Raw genomic sequence first — 15,560 nt, 5'->3', positions numbered from 1 at the left:
TATGAACAGCGTTGTAATAACGCTGTTTCCTCTTATTTATTGCTTGTCTTTTTGATCACTAAGGAAAAGTAATTGATGCAAAGCATCTTGTATTAAAGTGATTATTGTTTAGGATGGTCAGCTATTGCTGCCATTGTACAATTGATATTCAGCCCTTGGCGATTTAAACAATGGCTTCCCCATTGATACATTGCTTCTAATACAGGTTTAATACTTTTGCCAAAATCTGTTAAGGAATATTCTACTTTTGGTGGGACGACAGGAAACACTTTTCGGTTGATTAATTGATTGGATTCGAGTTCACGTAACTGCTGAGTTAACATTTTTGGTGTGGCGCAAGGAATTTCTTTTTGTAACTGAGAAAATCTTAATGTTTTGTTTGTCATCAGTTTCCATAAAATTAATGATTTATATTTACCTCCAATCATATTGATTGTTGTTTCAACCGGACAGTGAATAACAGATTCCAAGCTTTGCTCGTTGTTATAGGTTTTAACTAAATGATTTTTCACTTAATGCCTCAATAGTATCTTTTTGGATAGTATATATCAAAAAAGTGCATTCTTGTTATTCGAATAATTAGTATTAAAATATTTGTTAAGTAATCAAAAAAATTTGTTGAGAACGTTTTTTAATCTTAACAACCCTCTCACCAAAGGATGCGTCAAATGAAAACAGTTGAATATAATTTTTATGTTGAAGATATGAGCTGCGCATCATGCGTTAGTCGTGTTGAAAAGGCGATTAAAAAGGTTGATGGAGTAATTGATGTTAGCGTGAATCTAGCAACTGAAAAAGCAACCGTTAAAGCAAATTCAAATGTTAATTTAGCAACACTGATGTCAGCGGTAGATAAAGCAGGTTATCATGCGGTGAAAATGACGGATCAGCAAACACATGCAAAAGATACTGAAAAACAAGCATCACTTTGGCCGATTGTGGTGTCCATTTTATTCGCTATTCCTTTTGTTTTACCAATGTTATTAGAGCCATTTGGTTTCCATTTAATGATGCCTGCATGGTTACAATTTATTCTGGCTTCGATTGTTCAATTCGGTCTTGGTGCTAAATTTTACCGAAGTGGTTTTAGTGCTTTAAAAGCTTTCACTGGTAATATGGATTTATTAGTGGCTATAGGTACCAGTGCAGCTTATGGTTTATCGTTATATCAATTAATTACAGGGCATTATGATCATCTCTATTTCGAATCATCTGTTGTAATTATAACTTTAATCTTAGTGGGTAAATGGTTAGAGTCAAGAGCGAAACATCAAACCACACAAGCGATCGAAGCACTTTCAGCATTAAGACCTGAAGTCGCATTAGTCAGACAAGGGGATCACGAAATTAGTTTACCGATTAGCCAAGTTAAAGTGAACGATATTGTCGTGATTAAACCCGGTGAACGTATTCCAGTTGACGGTATTATTATGGAAGGCACATCCAGTAGTGATGAATCGATGTTAACCGGAGAAAGTTTTCCAGTTAATAAAACTGTTAATGATGTGGTCACGGGTGGCACCATTAATGGTGAAGGACTGATAATCGTCAAAACTACCGCTATCCAATCTGATTCAAAACTGTCTAAAATTATTGAAATGGTCGAATCTGCACAGGCTAAAAAAGCACCTATTCAGCGAATTGTCGATCGTATCAGCGCAATTTTTGTCCCAGTCATTTTGATCATTGCTTTGATTACCTTATTGGCTTGGGGAATTATTTATCATGATTGGCAACAAGCATTACTTCATGCCGTTGCTGTATTGGTGATTGCTTGCCCATGTGCTTTAGGATTGGCAACACCCACAGCGATTATGGTTGGCACGGGTGTGGCTGCACGTCAAGGTATTTTGATTAAAGATGCTGAAGCTTTAGAAATATTGCATAATGTTAACACTGTCGCATTTGATAAAACAGGCACCTTAACAGAAGGTAAACCTGACTTGGTGGAAATCGATGTCGTTGGAACTGAAACACCCGATCAGATTTTGTCACTTGCTGCATCGATGCAAGCTGGTAGTGAACATCCATTAGCAAAAGCTATGTTATCTAAAGCTAAAAAGTATGATTATGCGAAAAATATCACATCAGTAACAGGATCGGGCGTCATGGCAACGATTGATAATACCGAATACTATTTAGGAAGTTTGCGTTGGATGAAATCGTTAAACGCCTATTTTGTAAACATGGATGATAAAATAGATGAGCTAACCAGTAAAGGGTACACTATTTCATTTTTGGCTAAACAACAAGCTGAAGATAGTGTCGTGATACTTGCTTTATTTGGCTTTGCTGATGTGATTAAACCTGAAGCGAGAAATGCAATTGATGCATTACATCAATTGCATGTTAATACTGTCATGCTAACTGGTGATAATCAACAAGTGGCAAATTATGTGGGTCAACAATTAAATTTAGATAAAGTGATAGCCGAAGTGTTACCCCAAGATAAAGCCAACTATATTTATCAATTGCAAAAAGAGAGCCATACCAATACCAATAATCAAGTAGCAATGGTAGGGGATGGCATTAATGATGCGCCAGCGTTGGCTGCCGCTGATATCGGCATTGCCATGGGAACAGGTACTGATGTGGCAATGCATACGGCAAGTATTACCTTAATGCGAGGTAATTTATACCTTATCGCTGATGCTATTGATATTTCTCGTCGAACATATAATAAGATCAAACAAAACTTATTTTGGGCGTTTTTCTATAATTTAATTGGTATTCCATTAGCGGCATTTGGTTTTTTAAACCCAATGATTGCTGGCGCTGCTATGGCTTTAAGTAGTGTTAGTGTGGTGACTAATGCATTATTACTAAAACGCTGGAAGCCAAGAGCAGAAACAAAATAAAATTAGCTTGTTAACCTTTAACTTAAGGGGCAATGGATAATGTCCCTTAATGGTTTGATAGCTGATTGATAATGAGCAAGTGGCTTATTTCCTAAGTGACACGAAAATCAATTTGCGAACCTTTTCCTTGCTCAGTCACAAACACGCCGACAGCACAAATAAGTTGTTCATTATAATATATCAAAGGGATGCGTGTTCGCATCCAAGGTGGAATATGGTTTTCTTGCCATAGTTTTTTGATTGCTCTTGAGCCTTGACGATTAACGATTTGAAGCTGTCCTTGAGCATGAAAGCGTACGGTAACATGTTCGTCTCTGTTCGGTAGACGACACGTTAAATCATCTTGATAAAGAGCATGTAACTCACCGATATGATCAGGTAAAACTAAAGGCGAAGTCAGATCCCAATTTATGACTTGTTGTTCAGTATCTTTATAGAGTGGCAATAGATAAAGTAAATTTTGATAACGGCGAATTTGCTTATGGTGTAAAACGAATTGCGGATTAGCATCGTTCTTTGCTTGAACAACGGTTTGCCAAATAAGTGCTAGTTGTTTTTGGCTAGGCATCATAACGTGTTGATGTCGTAGCCACATGCGTAAAATGGCATTGCGTTTATATTCTGAATAATCGCGTAATGGCGACAAGCGTAGCTGACCTTGCTGGGTTAATACTTGATGAAAATCGTTAAGTAACAGCTCGTTAATTAAAGCTTCTTGTTGTTGGCAAAGCGATGCACTTCGGGCAACCATTTGTGAAAACTGAGGCCAACGTTGATCAATAATTGGCAAAACATTTAATCTAAGAAAATTGCGATCATAATGGTCATCTTGATTACTTTCATCTTCTATCCAAGTTAATTGATGCCAATTGGCATACGCTTCTATTTGTTTACGTGAAATAGTGAGTAACGGTCGAAGATGTTGTTGGTTTTCAACGGGCATGGCTGATAACCCTGATGGACCGCTTCCTCTTTTTAAAGCTAACAAAAACGTTTCGCATTGGTCATCAAGATGTTGTGCTGTGCATAGCATTTCATCGCTTTTCAAATGACGATAAATCGCTTGATAACGAGCATGTCGAGCTTGTTCTTCAATATTGCCTGCCGAGATATCAAGCTTAACCTTTTCAATAATAAAAGGGATTTCCCATTGTTGGCATTGTTGTTGGCAATGGCTTGCCCAATTATCTGCATTTTGACTTAAACCATGATGAATATAAATGGCTCGTACTGCTAGATCAGCTTGTTGTTTCAATTTGACTAGTGCATGTAACAATACAGTGGAATCAACCCCGCCACTATAAGCTACCAATAGCTTACGGTGTTTTTTTAAACATGTTGAAATGGTCTGTGTGATGGTTTGATCAATCATGAGTTGACTTTGATTATCCATGTTTTTCCCGATTATACTAAGCTTTGTAGTGCATTTGCTTTATGATTATGCTGATTGATTCTTTCTAAACCAGCAGCAAGATCAGCAATTAAATCTTCAGGGTCTTCAAGACCGATATGTAATCGGATGAGTGTGCCTGTAAAACTAATACCCGAAACAGGTCTAATTTTAGCTAGTTCTTCCGGTTGATTGGCTAAAATTAATGACTCAAATCCGCCCCATGAATAAGCCATAGAAAAATGGGTTAAATTATCCAGAAAATCGGAAAGTTGAACATCACTTAGGCGATCATGAAGTATAAAAGAAAATAGTCCACTTGCTCCCGTAAAATCACGCTTAAAAAATTCATGTCCTTTGCAACTTTCTAATGCTGGGTGATTCACTGTTGCAACTTGCGGGTGATTAGCCAACCATTTTGCTATTTTTAATCCACTTTCATGATGTTGTTTTAATCTGATAGCTAAGGTGCGTAACCCTCGTGCTGCCATATAAGCCGTATCGGCATCGCACATTTGTCCCATTAAATAAGAGCGTTCTCGTAGTCTATCCCAGCATCTTTCATTAGCAACCGCGGTACCTAACATTGCATCAGAATGACCAATTAAATATTTTGTGCCTGCCTGAATTGAGATATCAATATCATGATCTAAGGCTTTAAATAATACACCAGCAGCCCAAGTCGTATCCATCATAATGATAATATCAGGATTTGCATGGCGAATCGCTTTAACGATGGCCGGTACATCATGCACTTCCATGGTAATGGAGCTTGGCGATTCTAAAAATACGACTTTGGTATTCGGTTTAATATGGTTAGTGATATAGCGACCAACTAAAGGTGAAAAGTAATCGGTTTCGACGCCAAGATCCTTTAAAATATGATTACAAAATTCTTGAGTTGGTTCGTAGCTGGCTTCGGATACAAGGATATGATCCCCGGTTTTTACAAAAGCTAAAATGGCATTAGCAATTGCAGCTGCACCACATGGATAAAGATAACATCCGGCTCCGCCTTCAATTTCAATCATGGCATCTTGAAGTGAAAAGTGGGTTAATGTGCCTCGGCGTCCATAGAATAGTGCCCCTTTGGCTCGATTTTCTGTTGCTTCTTTTTTTGCAGCGACAGTGTCGAAGACTAATGAAGAAGCACGCTGAATTACCGAATTTACAGCGCCTTGGGTATAGCGTTTTTTGCGACCAGCATTCACTAATTTGGTTTGTAATGACATGATGTATCCTTAGCTATCTGAGAAATTTTAATAACAGTTAGCATAGCATGCTGTTAAAATAGTAAAAAATAATTTTTATGAATACTGGCTTTTCAATTATGCTAATCGTCCAACTAGCCAATTTAAATACGGCGACAATTAATTATGCGTTGTTATCAGAGCAAATTATCAACGATGCCAATCAGATGAATGGGCAACGTAAAAAACAGTTTTTAATCTGTCGTTCGATATTAGCAGATTTGCTTAATCAGTATTGCCATTACTCTACCTTGCCAACAATCGTAATCGGTGAAAATAGTCGCCCATGTTTTTTAGATCGAACTCTTCCTGATTTTAATATCAGCCATAGCCAAGATAGGGTAGCTGTCGCGATATCTTTAAACGGTAAAGTAGGTTTAGATATTGAACTGGCTCGCCAGCGTAAACACTATTTAAAAGTAGCAGAAAACTTTTTTGATGGTGATGAATATCAATGGATGATAGCACAAACCGATACATTATCGGCTTTTTGGCAACTATGGACGTTAAAAGAGTCTGCTTTAAAGCTGTATGCGAAAGGTGTTTGGCAAATGAAATCTGTGAAAATTGACCTTAATCACCAATTGATTCATGCTCCTTTTGCAAGTCATTTTTATTATCAATATCAGCAGATTGATGATGTCCATTTGGCGGTCAATAGTAGTGTGCCGATAACAAGGTTTATCTTACAACGTTAAAGACGCTAATCTGCCACATCAAAAATGAAGCAGATTAACATGTTGTATTAATTATTCGTTGGTCGTTAATAAACCTGATTCACTTAACGTTTTGTTAAAATCTTTATCCATAAAGAATAGGTCACGCTTATTTTCACCGACTAATTCTAGTTTATCGACAATGCTTTTGAAGAGTTTTTCTTCTTCATGTTGTTCAGAAACATACCATTGTAAAAAGTTAAATGTCGAAAAATCTTTTTGTGTTAACGCATAATCAACCAGCGCATTAATTGCTTTGGTAATTTTAAGTTCGTGCTGATAAGCCACTTTAAATAATTCAAGTAAAGAAGGATATTGTGATTCAGGGGCTTCAATTTTGCCAATTAAAGCTAAGGAGCCACAATCTAAAACATAATCAAATAAACGCTCCATATGTTGGCGTTCTTCACCCGCATGATCTCTTAAAAACTTTCCGAAAGATGGAAAATTTTGGTCATCACACCAAGCACTCATTTGTAGGTACAGATTTGAAGAGTAAAACTCTAAATTTAATTGCTCATTAAGTTTTTTGACCATTTGATCGGTTAACATTTTTATTTCCTCACATTGCTATTTTATGACTTCACATTTCAATCGATAACATCGTTGATGTGATTATTATTTATGTATAGATTAATTATCTATATCGTTAATATTGTCTAAATTAGATAAAGGTCTTGAAGTACCTTTCTTTTGTTATTATCTAATTGATATTCCTGAGCTAACCAATTATCAATAGTCTGATAACGCTGTTTAATTGCCGTTATTGCGGCGGTTAGGTATGCTTCTTTAGCAGCAAAAATCACTTTTTGATTTTCAAGTTCGGTTGCCGTTAATTGGTTTTTATTCTGGTTAAGAATGGTGTCACGAAAATCTTTTAATAATTGTTCGGTAAGTAGATAGTCTTGCATGACAACGTCTTCACTCACGCCTAATGCAAACAGTGTTAAAGCGACACCAATGCCCGTTCTATCCTTGCCGACAGCACAATGCTGAACTAAGGGCTGCCCATTACCATTTAATAAAATGTCAGTGAGTTTTTGATAAGCAGGATTATTGAAAGGTAATAATTGATAAAGTTTGATCATAAAATCAAAGGGTGACGTTTTTTTAATGGTAAAAATATCATCTTCAATTTCTGAGGTTAAACTAGCTGTCACTTCATCACTTAATGGATTTGCCGGAACATTAATATAGTTGGCATGACGCCATAAATTGTCGGGATAGCGATTGATTTCGTTCGGATCTCGATAGTCTAAAATGAAGTGTAATTTTAATTCATTCGCTAAGAAGTCTTTTTCTTGTTCGCTAATACGTGAAAATTCACCTGCACGATATAATTTTCCTTTACGTATTTGACGTCCATCTTGTGTTTTAATTCCACCTAAATCACGAAAATTAATTCCATTTTTTATTGGTACAGCAGATGTCATAACGAATCCTTATTTATTCTTAACCTGCTTGCTATATTAGCATGTTTCTGATTAGAATTAAGCCATTGTTTTATTTTTATCAATAATTGGAGTTCTGCTTATGTCGATGTTATCTATTGTACTTTCTGAAAAACCTGCACCCTCGCAATGGGGTAAAGATGCACTACTGAGTTTTTCAGATGAATCAATTACCATTCATTATAAAACTGAGCATCGTTTAGGGGCAATTCAACGTGCAGGGCGTAAACTCGATAATCAAGGTATTAAATCGGTTAAACTTAGTGGTCAAGGATGGGATTTAGAAGCTTGTTGGCATTTTTGGTTGGGTTATCGTAATGCAAAAAACAACAATAAAGTCACTTGGGCAAAGCTGGATAGGAAAGATAAAGCAGAATTAACACATCGTCTGACCATTATTGATTGGTGTCGAGATATTGTTAACCAGCAAGCGGAAACATTGAGCCCACTTGAATTAGCTACGCAAAGTGCCAAACTCATCAGTCAATATTCGACAGACGTAACATACAAAATTATTTCAGGCGAAGCATTAAAAGAGCATGATTATATGGGGATCTATACTGTTGGCAAAGGCTCAGATAGACCGGCAGCGCTACTTGAACTTGATTATAATCCGGGTAAAAATCCAACAACACCGATTATTGCTTGTTTAGTGGGTAAAGGGATCACATTTGATTCTGGAGGTTATAGTTTAAAACCAAGTAGTTTTATGGAGTCGATGCGCTCAGATATGGGCGGAGCAGCGCTAGTCGCTGGTGCATTAGCGCTTGCTATTGCACGAGGCATAAATCACCGTATTAAACTTTATCTATGTTGTGCAGATAACTTAGTGAGTGGTAGCGCTTTTAAACTCGGGGATATTATTTGTTATCGTAATGGTAAAACAGTTGAAATTGATAATACCGATGCTGAAGGTCGTTTAGTGTTAGCCGATGGGTTAATTTGTGCCGATAATGATAAACCACATTATATTATCGATTGTGCAACATTGACGGGTGCAGCAAAAATTGCGGTGGGTAATGATTATCAATCACTACTTTCATTTGATGATAAATTTGCTCAATTGTTATTGGCAAGTAGCGATATTGAGCATGAAGCATTTTGGCGTTTACCGTTAGCCGAATTTCATCGCTCTCAATTTCCTTCATCATTTGCAGACATGTCCAATTCTGGATTACCTAACACAGCAGGGGCAAGTACTGCAGCGGCATTTTTATCACATTTTATTAAAAATTATCAGCAAAACTGGTTACATATCGATTGCTCAGCCACTTTCCGTAAAAGTGCAACTGCATTATGGGCAACGGGAGCAACAGGTGTTGGGGTCAGAACTATTGCTCACTTATTGAGTAAATTAAAAAAAGCATGATTCATTGTTAAGGGATGTAATATCTATTTATTAAAACCGATTAGTTTAATAATTCTTAATAATTTTTGTTATTGCTAATTTGAGTTTTTTTCCTACAATAGGCAGAGTTTAAAATTTGTCAAATGTTTATAATTTAGAGATATAAGGAAAGATATGAAAAAAGTATTTTTTATTTTGTTAACAGTATTGTTTTCAAATGCAACCTACGCTGGCGAGTGTGAGAAATATTGGAATTCAGAAGAGTATGATAAAGCTTTTGATGCTTGCCAAAAAGAAGCCGAACAAGGTGATAAAAAAGCTCAATTTTATTTGGCTCAAGCTTATGAGGAAGGTTTGGGCGTTGAGGGAGATTTCGATAAGGTATTACATTGGGTAACTAAATCAGCAGAACAAGGATATGATCAGGCACAATATTATTTAGCACTAATGTATGATGAAGGTGAAGGTGTTGAAGAAGATGATCAAAAGGCTGTTTATTGGTATAAAAAAGCTGCCGAACAAGGTTTAGTTGATGCTCAATATAATTTAGCGATAATGTATGATGAAGGGGAAGGTGTCGAAAAAAATAAAGAAACAGCTGTGTTCTGGTATAAGAAAGCAGCGGAGCAAGATTCGCCAGAAGCGTTAAATAATTTAGGTGTCATGTATTACAATGGTGAAGGAGTAGAAAAAAATAGACTGTTAGCCATTAAGTACTTTAAGAAAGCCTGTAGTCTTGGCATAGATGAAGCTTGTGATAATAAAAGCTTGCGATAATATAAAACAAATAGAACTAATTAAAATATGTTAAAACTGAACTGTCTTAGATCATTAAGACAGTTCTTTTGAATAAATGAAGTAGAATAAATAAAATCATTTATTCTGTTATGATAATTGCTTTTTTAATATAAATTGGCTCAATCGGTACATTTTGATGTGGGCCCATCCGTTTAGTTGGCACATTGACAATTTTATCAACAACATCCATTCCTTTTATCACTTTTCCAAATACTGCGTAACCATAATCTTTGGATGGATCGTGGTTGAGAAAATGATTATCGACAACATTAATAAAAAATTGGCTCGTTGCACTATCGATGACACCGGTTCTGGCCATTGCAATCGTACCACGCACATTTTTTAATCCATTATCTGCTTCGTTTTTAATTGGGGCATTTGTTTCTTTAAATTTTAATTCACCGTCTGCTCCACCACCTTGAATCATAAAATTAGGGATCACACGATGAAAAGTGGTGTTTTCATAGAAACCACTTTTAACATAATCAAGAAAGTTTTTGGTCGTAATTGGTGCATGCTCATTGTCTAATTCAATTTCAATATCCCCCATACTGGTTTGCAACAATACTTTTGTATCTGCTAATGCAATGGGTGAAAGTAAAATTAAGCACAATGTGATGATTAATGATCTGATTTTATTCATTATATTTGTTCCTTAGTCCATTTGTTTGTTGATTATACCGAATATAAAATTTATTTAAATAACAATTGTGCAAAATACAAAAAAATTTTGTGAAATAGTTCGAGTTATTGTTTATTTAATATTTTTCAACATGTTAAACAAGATATTATAAGTAAGTTTTTGCATTTGAGTACTATTTTTATGGCTGAAAAAAGTATTTTTTGAACGATATGCGATGGTCTGAAAACAAACTCTTAGTATTGACGTTTTATCCTTTATTAAATGATTGTTTTAAATTTTTGGATGACATTATTTTTAAAGTTGGAGAATTATGCGTTGCTTCTTATGCAATATGCCATTATATTTGGCACATCATGGAATTTGTTATCAATGTTCAAAAAACATACCGAAATTAAACAAGGTATGTCCGCAATGTTGTTTACCGCATTCTTTATCCACTCAGATTTGTTATCGTTGTCTTGAAAATAAACCCTACTGGGATACATTAATTGGGACTAGCGAATACATTAATCCGTTAAAAAAATTAATTCAGCAATTAAAGTTTTATCATAAAACGGAACTGACATTGGCTCTGGCAAGATTAATGTTTTTAACATGGTATAAAAAACGACTTGCAAATGAAATCATAAAACCGGATTTAGTCACTTGCGTTCCATTACATCATATACGTTATTGGTCAAGAGGATTTAATCAAGCAGAATTGTTGGCAAAAGTGATAGCGAAATGGTTAAATTGTGATTTTTATCCTCATTTACTCTATCGACATCAACGAGCAATAGATCAGAAAAAGCTTTCATTAAAAGAACGTAAACAAAATGTAGAAACACTTTATGAATGTCGAAAAAATCTTTCTCAAAAATCGGTAATGCTTATTGATGATATTGTCACTACGGGAAACACAATAAATGCTGTTAGTCAGCAACTAAAAAAATGCGGGGCAATGAATATTCAAGTGATTTGTTTATGTCGCACAGTATTGTAAAATTGTAAACAGTCCCTATAATAACCAACATAGTTGGTCAACTATTACAACAAATCAATTAGCTAGTTTATTACCTAATTGCATCAAAAGTGAGGGGTTATGTCTATTATTACCATTTCTGAATCAGCTCAGCAACATTTCAAAAAACTACTAGCCAATCAACCACAAGATACACAAATTCGTGTCTTTGTCATGAATCCTGGTACGCCAAGTGCAGAGTGTGGTGTTTCTTATTGTCCTGCTGATACTGTAGAAGATAGTGATATAGAAGAAAAGTTTGCAGATTTTTCGGTATACATTGATGAAATGAGTGCACCATTTTTAGAAGAAACCGTTATCGATTATGTTACTGATGAATTGGGTTCGCAATTGACGTTAAAAGCGCCAAATTCCAAAATGAGAAAAGTCAGCGATGATGCACCTTTAATTGAACGCGTCAATTATACGATTCAAACTCAAATTAATCCTCAACTTGCTAGTCATGGCGGTATGGTAAGTTTAATTGAACTAACGGAAGACAATTATGTTGTCCTTCAATTTGGGGGGGGCTGTAACGGTTGTTCAATGGTTGATTATACGTTGAAAGAAGGAATTGAAAAACAATTATTAATGGAATTTCCTGAACTTGCAGGCGTAAAAGATGTGACTGAGCATCAAGCAGGAACACACTCTTTTTGTTAAGAAAAACTAAATAATTTGGATTTAAATCTTGCTTATTGCTAAGATTAAGTCATAATCGCATGATGTCTGCCAGTTCACTTTATGATGGGGTTTTATGAATCAAGTCAGCATTATTTCAGATCTTATCGTTTGGATTGAAAAAAATCTGGAGCAGCCTTTGTCTATTGATCATGTTGCTCAAAAATCAGGTTATTCAAAGTGGCATTTACAACGTATGTTTAAAGAAGTAACCGGTCAGGTACTTGGTACTTACATTCGTCATCGTAGGTTAACTTATGCTGCACTTTCTTTACGAATGACAAGTAAACCGATTTTAGATATTGCCATGCAATATCGTTTTGATTCTCAGCAGACATTTACCCGTTCTTTTAAAAAACAGTTCAATGAAACTCCAGCAAGTTATCGACGTGCTGAATTTTGGGATCCGACAGGATTAACGCCAGCAATTGAACTTAATAAAACTCAGCTTACATTACCCGAACCCAAATTCGTTAATATGCCAAAACAGACATTTTGGGGTATTACTTATAAAAATAACTGTAATTTAAGTAAATTATTAGAGGAAGAAAATAAGTTGCGAGGGCAATTTTTTCACAATTATCTTTCTCGTTATACCCATAAAAATGAAATTCTGCCGGATAAAATTTATGCTTTTAACCGTATCTTGAAAAGTAAAGAAAATGCTAATGAACAAGAGTTACTTTATACTATAGCGTTAGAACACAATAATCATCTTGAGTATATTGAACAGTTTGTTAGCGAAGGTGGTCTGTATCTTTGTTTCAAATATATTGGCACACCAGAAAACTTTAAAGATTTTATTTCTCAGGTGCATTTAGCTGCGATGCCAGCTTTAAAAGTTCATTTACGTGCCGGATGTTTAATTGAAATCCATCATAATCGAGATAAAAATACGGTTGAAACGGCAAAAGATATCCAACGTATGGAATGCGATTATTGTGTGCCAGTTGCAACAGAAAATGAAGTTCTTCTAAAGAAAAATTCGTAGTAATTCTAAGTTGTTATCTGTAATCAATCTTGTGACTAATTGTAATAACCTAGCATTATAATCAATTTAACAATGTTTTTTCTAACCATTGTCTAAATTCTGGTGATGCTTCTTTCAAACTATTTGATCCACGTGTGACAGTGGCAATACCAATACCTAATTGTTCTTTAAGCTGTCTTTGATTTATTGAACCATCAAGTAAAGAGTGAATTATTTTCACTCGGGTAATTAAAGCATCACGTTCATCTGCGGTTAGCAGCAGTTTAAATATATCCAGTGAATAACCATCATTAAATGCTTGGTGTAGTATTTCAACTGTTTGTTTCCATTCTTGAGTTTTCATAATGCCCACCATTAATAGGTTCTGTTAAATTCGTTTGCGGTAAAAATATTATGCCTTTTTTGACCTAACAAATTTTGATAAATATAATCATAAACTAAAACATTTTTAACATAATTACGTGTTTCAGTAAAAGGAATACTTTCAATAAAAGCTACTGCATCAAGTTTACCATCACTATTATTCAACCATCGTTTAACTCGACTTGGTCCAGCATTATAGGCTGCTGACGCCAAAATACGATTTTTAGCATTTTGTTGATAAACATTATTAAGAAAATATGTCCCTAATTCTATGTTTGTCATGGGATCAGATAGCTGAGATGTTGATGTATAACTAATTGAGCTAACTTTTTTTGCTGTTTCTTTTGCTGTCGCAGGCATTAATTGCATTAAACCTTTTGCCCCAGCTGGTGATTGTATCGTGGCATCAAAAGCGCTCTCTTGACGAGATATAGCCAGCGCATAAGAAAGAGATATCTCTTTACCTTTTAATGCCTGTTTATATATATCTTCATACATAATAGGTAAGCGCTCTGTCCAATTATTCCAAAGTTTTCCAGATATTGTTGCTTGGATACTAAGATCTCCCCAACCTTTATGATAAGCATATTGAGCTAAATCTAAATATTCATTATTTTCAACGTGATTATTCAACATAAAGCGCCATTCGCGTGTTGATTCTGTTAACTTCTTCCAGAAACGTAATTCTTTAATTCGTTTTATAACAGTTTGATTATCATACTTAGATTTTAAATTTGCTATCTCGGCTTGCGTAATTTTTCTGGATTGGTTGTTAAGAGAATATTTTTGCTTAAGCAATTGAGCGCTGACCATGCCATAAAATCCACGATTAGCCGATAATTTTTTCAAAATGGTATTGGCTTCATTTTTTTTGTTTTGGTCTAAATAGACGCGAGCTTGCCAATATTGCCATTCTTCTTTTAATTTATCTTCGGGTGTTAATTGTGATAACCAATAAGCAATATCTTTATAATTATTTTCATCAATCGCAACACGAATGCGTTTTTCAACTAACGTTGTATCATGATACTTGGAAATGTAATCATCACGCCATTTAATTTGCTCATTTGTCGCAGAATCACTGAAAAATCTGTTTGCTAAATTTTTTTGTAATGCAATGAGTTCGGTTTCGCTTAGATGTTGCTGCTGTACCAGTTTTTGCAATAGTATTTGCGCAAAATTCATATCCGCTTTAACTACTCGAGGAAAAGAAGCCAATACAATTTTTTTAGTAAAATTGCTGGTTTTAATATTTTTAGAGAAATCCTCTAATTTTTTCGGATTATCTAATAAAGCATATAAATTACTTTTGGTTGTTTTATAGTCATTATCTAATAGGTTGATTAAATATCGTGCTAATTTTAAATTATTCGCTTCTATGGCAAGTTCAATTCGTAACAAAATGATATTGTTTGTTTGTTTTCCTGCATCTTTCCATGCATTAAGAAGAGGATCACAGGCAGAAGGTAATTCTTTTCCTGTTAGCCACAATGATTCTATTGTCTCTATAACAGATTGATTACCCTGTTGTAACAAAGCGTATTGATAACGGCAGTTAGATTGAATTGAGTTATCTTTAGGAAAGTCAACAATAGCAGCCCAATCTTGACGATTGGTCAATTCTGATAAGAAAGATTGACTTAATGATGCTGTTAACGGAAATTTACTATACTGAGTGACAAAATTGCTCACCATGTCTGGGGAAACCGTTTTGATATTTTTTTGAAAATATTGTACTGCAGCATAAGGATACAGTGGGTAATCTTTTAGCTCTTTTAAAAGAGCGGTTTGTTCATTAAGATTGAGTGATTGATATGAGTTAAGCCATTTTTTGTAATTAGCTCGTAAATCTTGCTGCGTATTAACCGCGATTGCACTTTTAGTAAAGAGTAATCCTATTATTAAAATACACTTTAATAGTGATTTCATTGCTCAACTCCTATATCAAATTAGTTTACTAGATTAGCATATTTCACCATTGTTCGTCGATGAAAGAACTTAAGGTTTAATTCCCACTAAAATAGTCAACTAAATACTTGACTAAAATTGAAGGATATATAAAATACCTTCC

The 15,560-nt window shown here is 35.0% G+C and carries 15 protein-coding genes; 7 read left to right on the top strand and 8 right to left on the bottom strand.

Going from position 1 to position 15,560, the window contains the following annotated elements; genetic code table 11:
- Positions 1-101: 101 nt before the first annotated feature.
- Positions 102-428: a winged helix-turn-helix transcriptional regulator gene (locus tag ACGH46_RS04040; protein WP_411604398.1), complete on the bottom strand. Its 327-nt coding sequence runs from the start codon at positions 426-428 to the stop codon at positions 102-104.
- Positions 429-668: 240 nt separating this feature from the next.
- On the opposite strand from ACGH46_RS04040, the gene ACGH46_RS04035 reads away from it, so the two are divergent.
- Entirely contained in the window at positions 669-2,858 is a 2,190-nt protein-coding gene (locus tag ACGH46_RS04035; RefSeq protein ID WP_411604271.1) for a heavy metal translocating P-type ATPase, read from the top strand.
- Positions 2,859-2,949: 91 nt separating this feature from the next.
- Here ACGH46_RS04035 and tilS read toward each other — a convergent pair whose 3' ends face one another.
- On the bottom strand, positions 2,950-4,230 hold the full coding sequence (tilS, locus tag ACGH46_RS04030) for a tRNA lysidine(34) synthetase TilS (RefSeq protein WP_411604395.1): 1,281 nt from the start codon (positions 4,228-4,230) through the stop codon (positions 2,950-2,952).
- Positions 4,231-4,262: 32 nt separating this feature from the next.
- Positions 4,263-5,480, bottom strand: a complete 1,218-nt coding sequence (metC, locus tag ACGH46_RS04025; RefSeq protein WP_411589592.1) for a cystathionine beta-lyase — start codon at positions 5,478-5,480, stop codon at positions 4,263-4,265.
- Between the two features lie 77 nt (positions 5,481-5,557).
- On the opposite strand from metC, the gene ACGH46_RS04020 reads away from it, so the two are divergent.
- Positions 5,558-6,196, top strand: coding sequence for a 4'-phosphopantetheinyl transferase family protein (locus tag ACGH46_RS04020; protein WP_411604268.1), 639 nt, complete (start codon positions 5,558-5,560; stop codon positions 6,194-6,196).
- A 51-nt stretch (positions 6,197-6,247) separates the two neighbouring features.
- Here ACGH46_RS04020 and ftnA read toward each other — a convergent pair whose 3' ends face one another.
- Together ftnA and ACGH46_RS04010 are read right to left on the bottom strand one after the other, a co-directional pair.
- A complete protein-coding gene (gene ftnA, locus ACGH46_RS04015) occupies positions 6,248-6,766 on the bottom strand; it encodes a non-heme ferritin (RefSeq protein ID WP_267358913.1) in 519 nt (172 codons plus the stop codon).
- Between the two features lie 107 nt (positions 6,767-6,873).
- A complete protein-coding gene (locus ACGH46_RS04010) occupies positions 6,874-7,647 on the bottom strand; it encodes a tyrosine-protein phosphatase (RefSeq protein ID WP_411604266.1) in 774 nt (257 codons plus the stop codon).
- Between the two features lie 94 nt (positions 7,648-7,741).
- Here ACGH46_RS04010 and pepB point away from each other — a divergent pair, with 94 nt between their 5' ends.
- Positions 7,742-9,034, top strand: coding sequence for an aminopeptidase PepB (pepB, locus tag ACGH46_RS04005; RefSeq protein WP_411604392.1), 1,293 nt, complete (start codon positions 7,742-7,744; stop codon positions 9,032-9,034).
- A 153-nt stretch (positions 9,035-9,187) separates the two neighbouring features.
- Positions 9,188-9,790 (top strand): tetratricopeptide repeat protein, encoded by a 603-nt coding sequence (locus ACGH46_RS04000; protein WP_267358907.1) that lies wholly within the window; start codon positions 9,188-9,190, stop codon positions 9,788-9,790.
- Between the two features lie 100 nt (positions 9,791-9,890).
- Here ACGH46_RS04000 and ACGH46_RS03995 read toward each other — a convergent pair whose 3' ends face one another.
- Positions 9,891-10,454: a peptidylprolyl isomerase gene (locus ACGH46_RS03995; RefSeq protein ID WP_267379647.1), complete on the bottom strand. Its 564-nt coding sequence runs from the start codon at positions 10,452-10,454 to the stop codon at positions 9,891-9,893.
- 310 nt (positions 10,455-10,764) lie between these two features.
- On the opposite strand from ACGH46_RS03995, the gene ACGH46_RS03990 reads away from it, so the two are divergent.
- From ACGH46_RS03990 to robA, 3 genes are all read left to right on the top strand, one after another.
- Complete coding sequence (locus ACGH46_RS03990) at positions 10,765-11,436, top strand: phosphoribosyltransferase family protein (protein ID WP_411604263.1); 672 nt, start codon at positions 10,765-10,767, stop codon at positions 11,434-11,436.
- Positions 11,437-11,541: 105 nt separating this feature from the next.
- Positions 11,542-12,117, top strand: coding sequence for a Fe-S biogenesis protein NfuA (nfuA, locus tag ACGH46_RS03985; protein WP_065558691.1), 576 nt, complete (start codon positions 11,542-11,544; stop codon positions 12,115-12,117).
- A gap of 94 nt (positions 12,118-12,211) precedes the next feature.
- Positions 12,212-13,126 (top strand): MDR efflux pump AcrAB transcriptional activator RobA, encoded by a 915-nt coding sequence (gene robA / locus ACGH46_RS03980; RefSeq protein WP_267350297.1) that lies wholly within the window; start codon positions 12,212-12,214, stop codon positions 13,124-13,126.
- Positions 13,127-13,187: 61 nt separating this feature from the next.
- On the opposite strand, the gene trpR is transcribed toward robA, so the two are convergent.
- Together trpR and sltY are read right to left on the bottom strand one after the other, a co-directional pair.
- Positions 13,188-13,469, bottom strand: a complete 282-nt coding sequence (gene trpR / locus ACGH46_RS03975) for a trp operon repressor (RefSeq protein ID WP_218837341.1) — start codon at positions 13,467-13,469, stop codon at positions 13,188-13,190.
- A gap of 11 nt (positions 13,470-13,480) precedes the next feature.
- Entirely contained in the window at positions 13,481-15,418 is a 1,938-nt protein-coding gene (gene sltY / locus ACGH46_RS03970) for a murein transglycosylase (RefSeq protein ID WP_411604260.1), read from the bottom strand.
- Positions 15,419-15,560 lie beyond the last annotated feature (142 nt).

The organism is Gilliamella sp. CG22, from assembly GCF_046635725.1.
GTDB classification, from domain to species: Bacteria; Pseudomonadota; Gammaproteobacteria; order Enterobacterales; family Orbaceae; genus Gilliamella; species Gilliamella apicola_I.
Note: the sequence above shows the minus strand (reverse complement) of the source record. Positions and strands in the feature narration are given on the sequence as shown.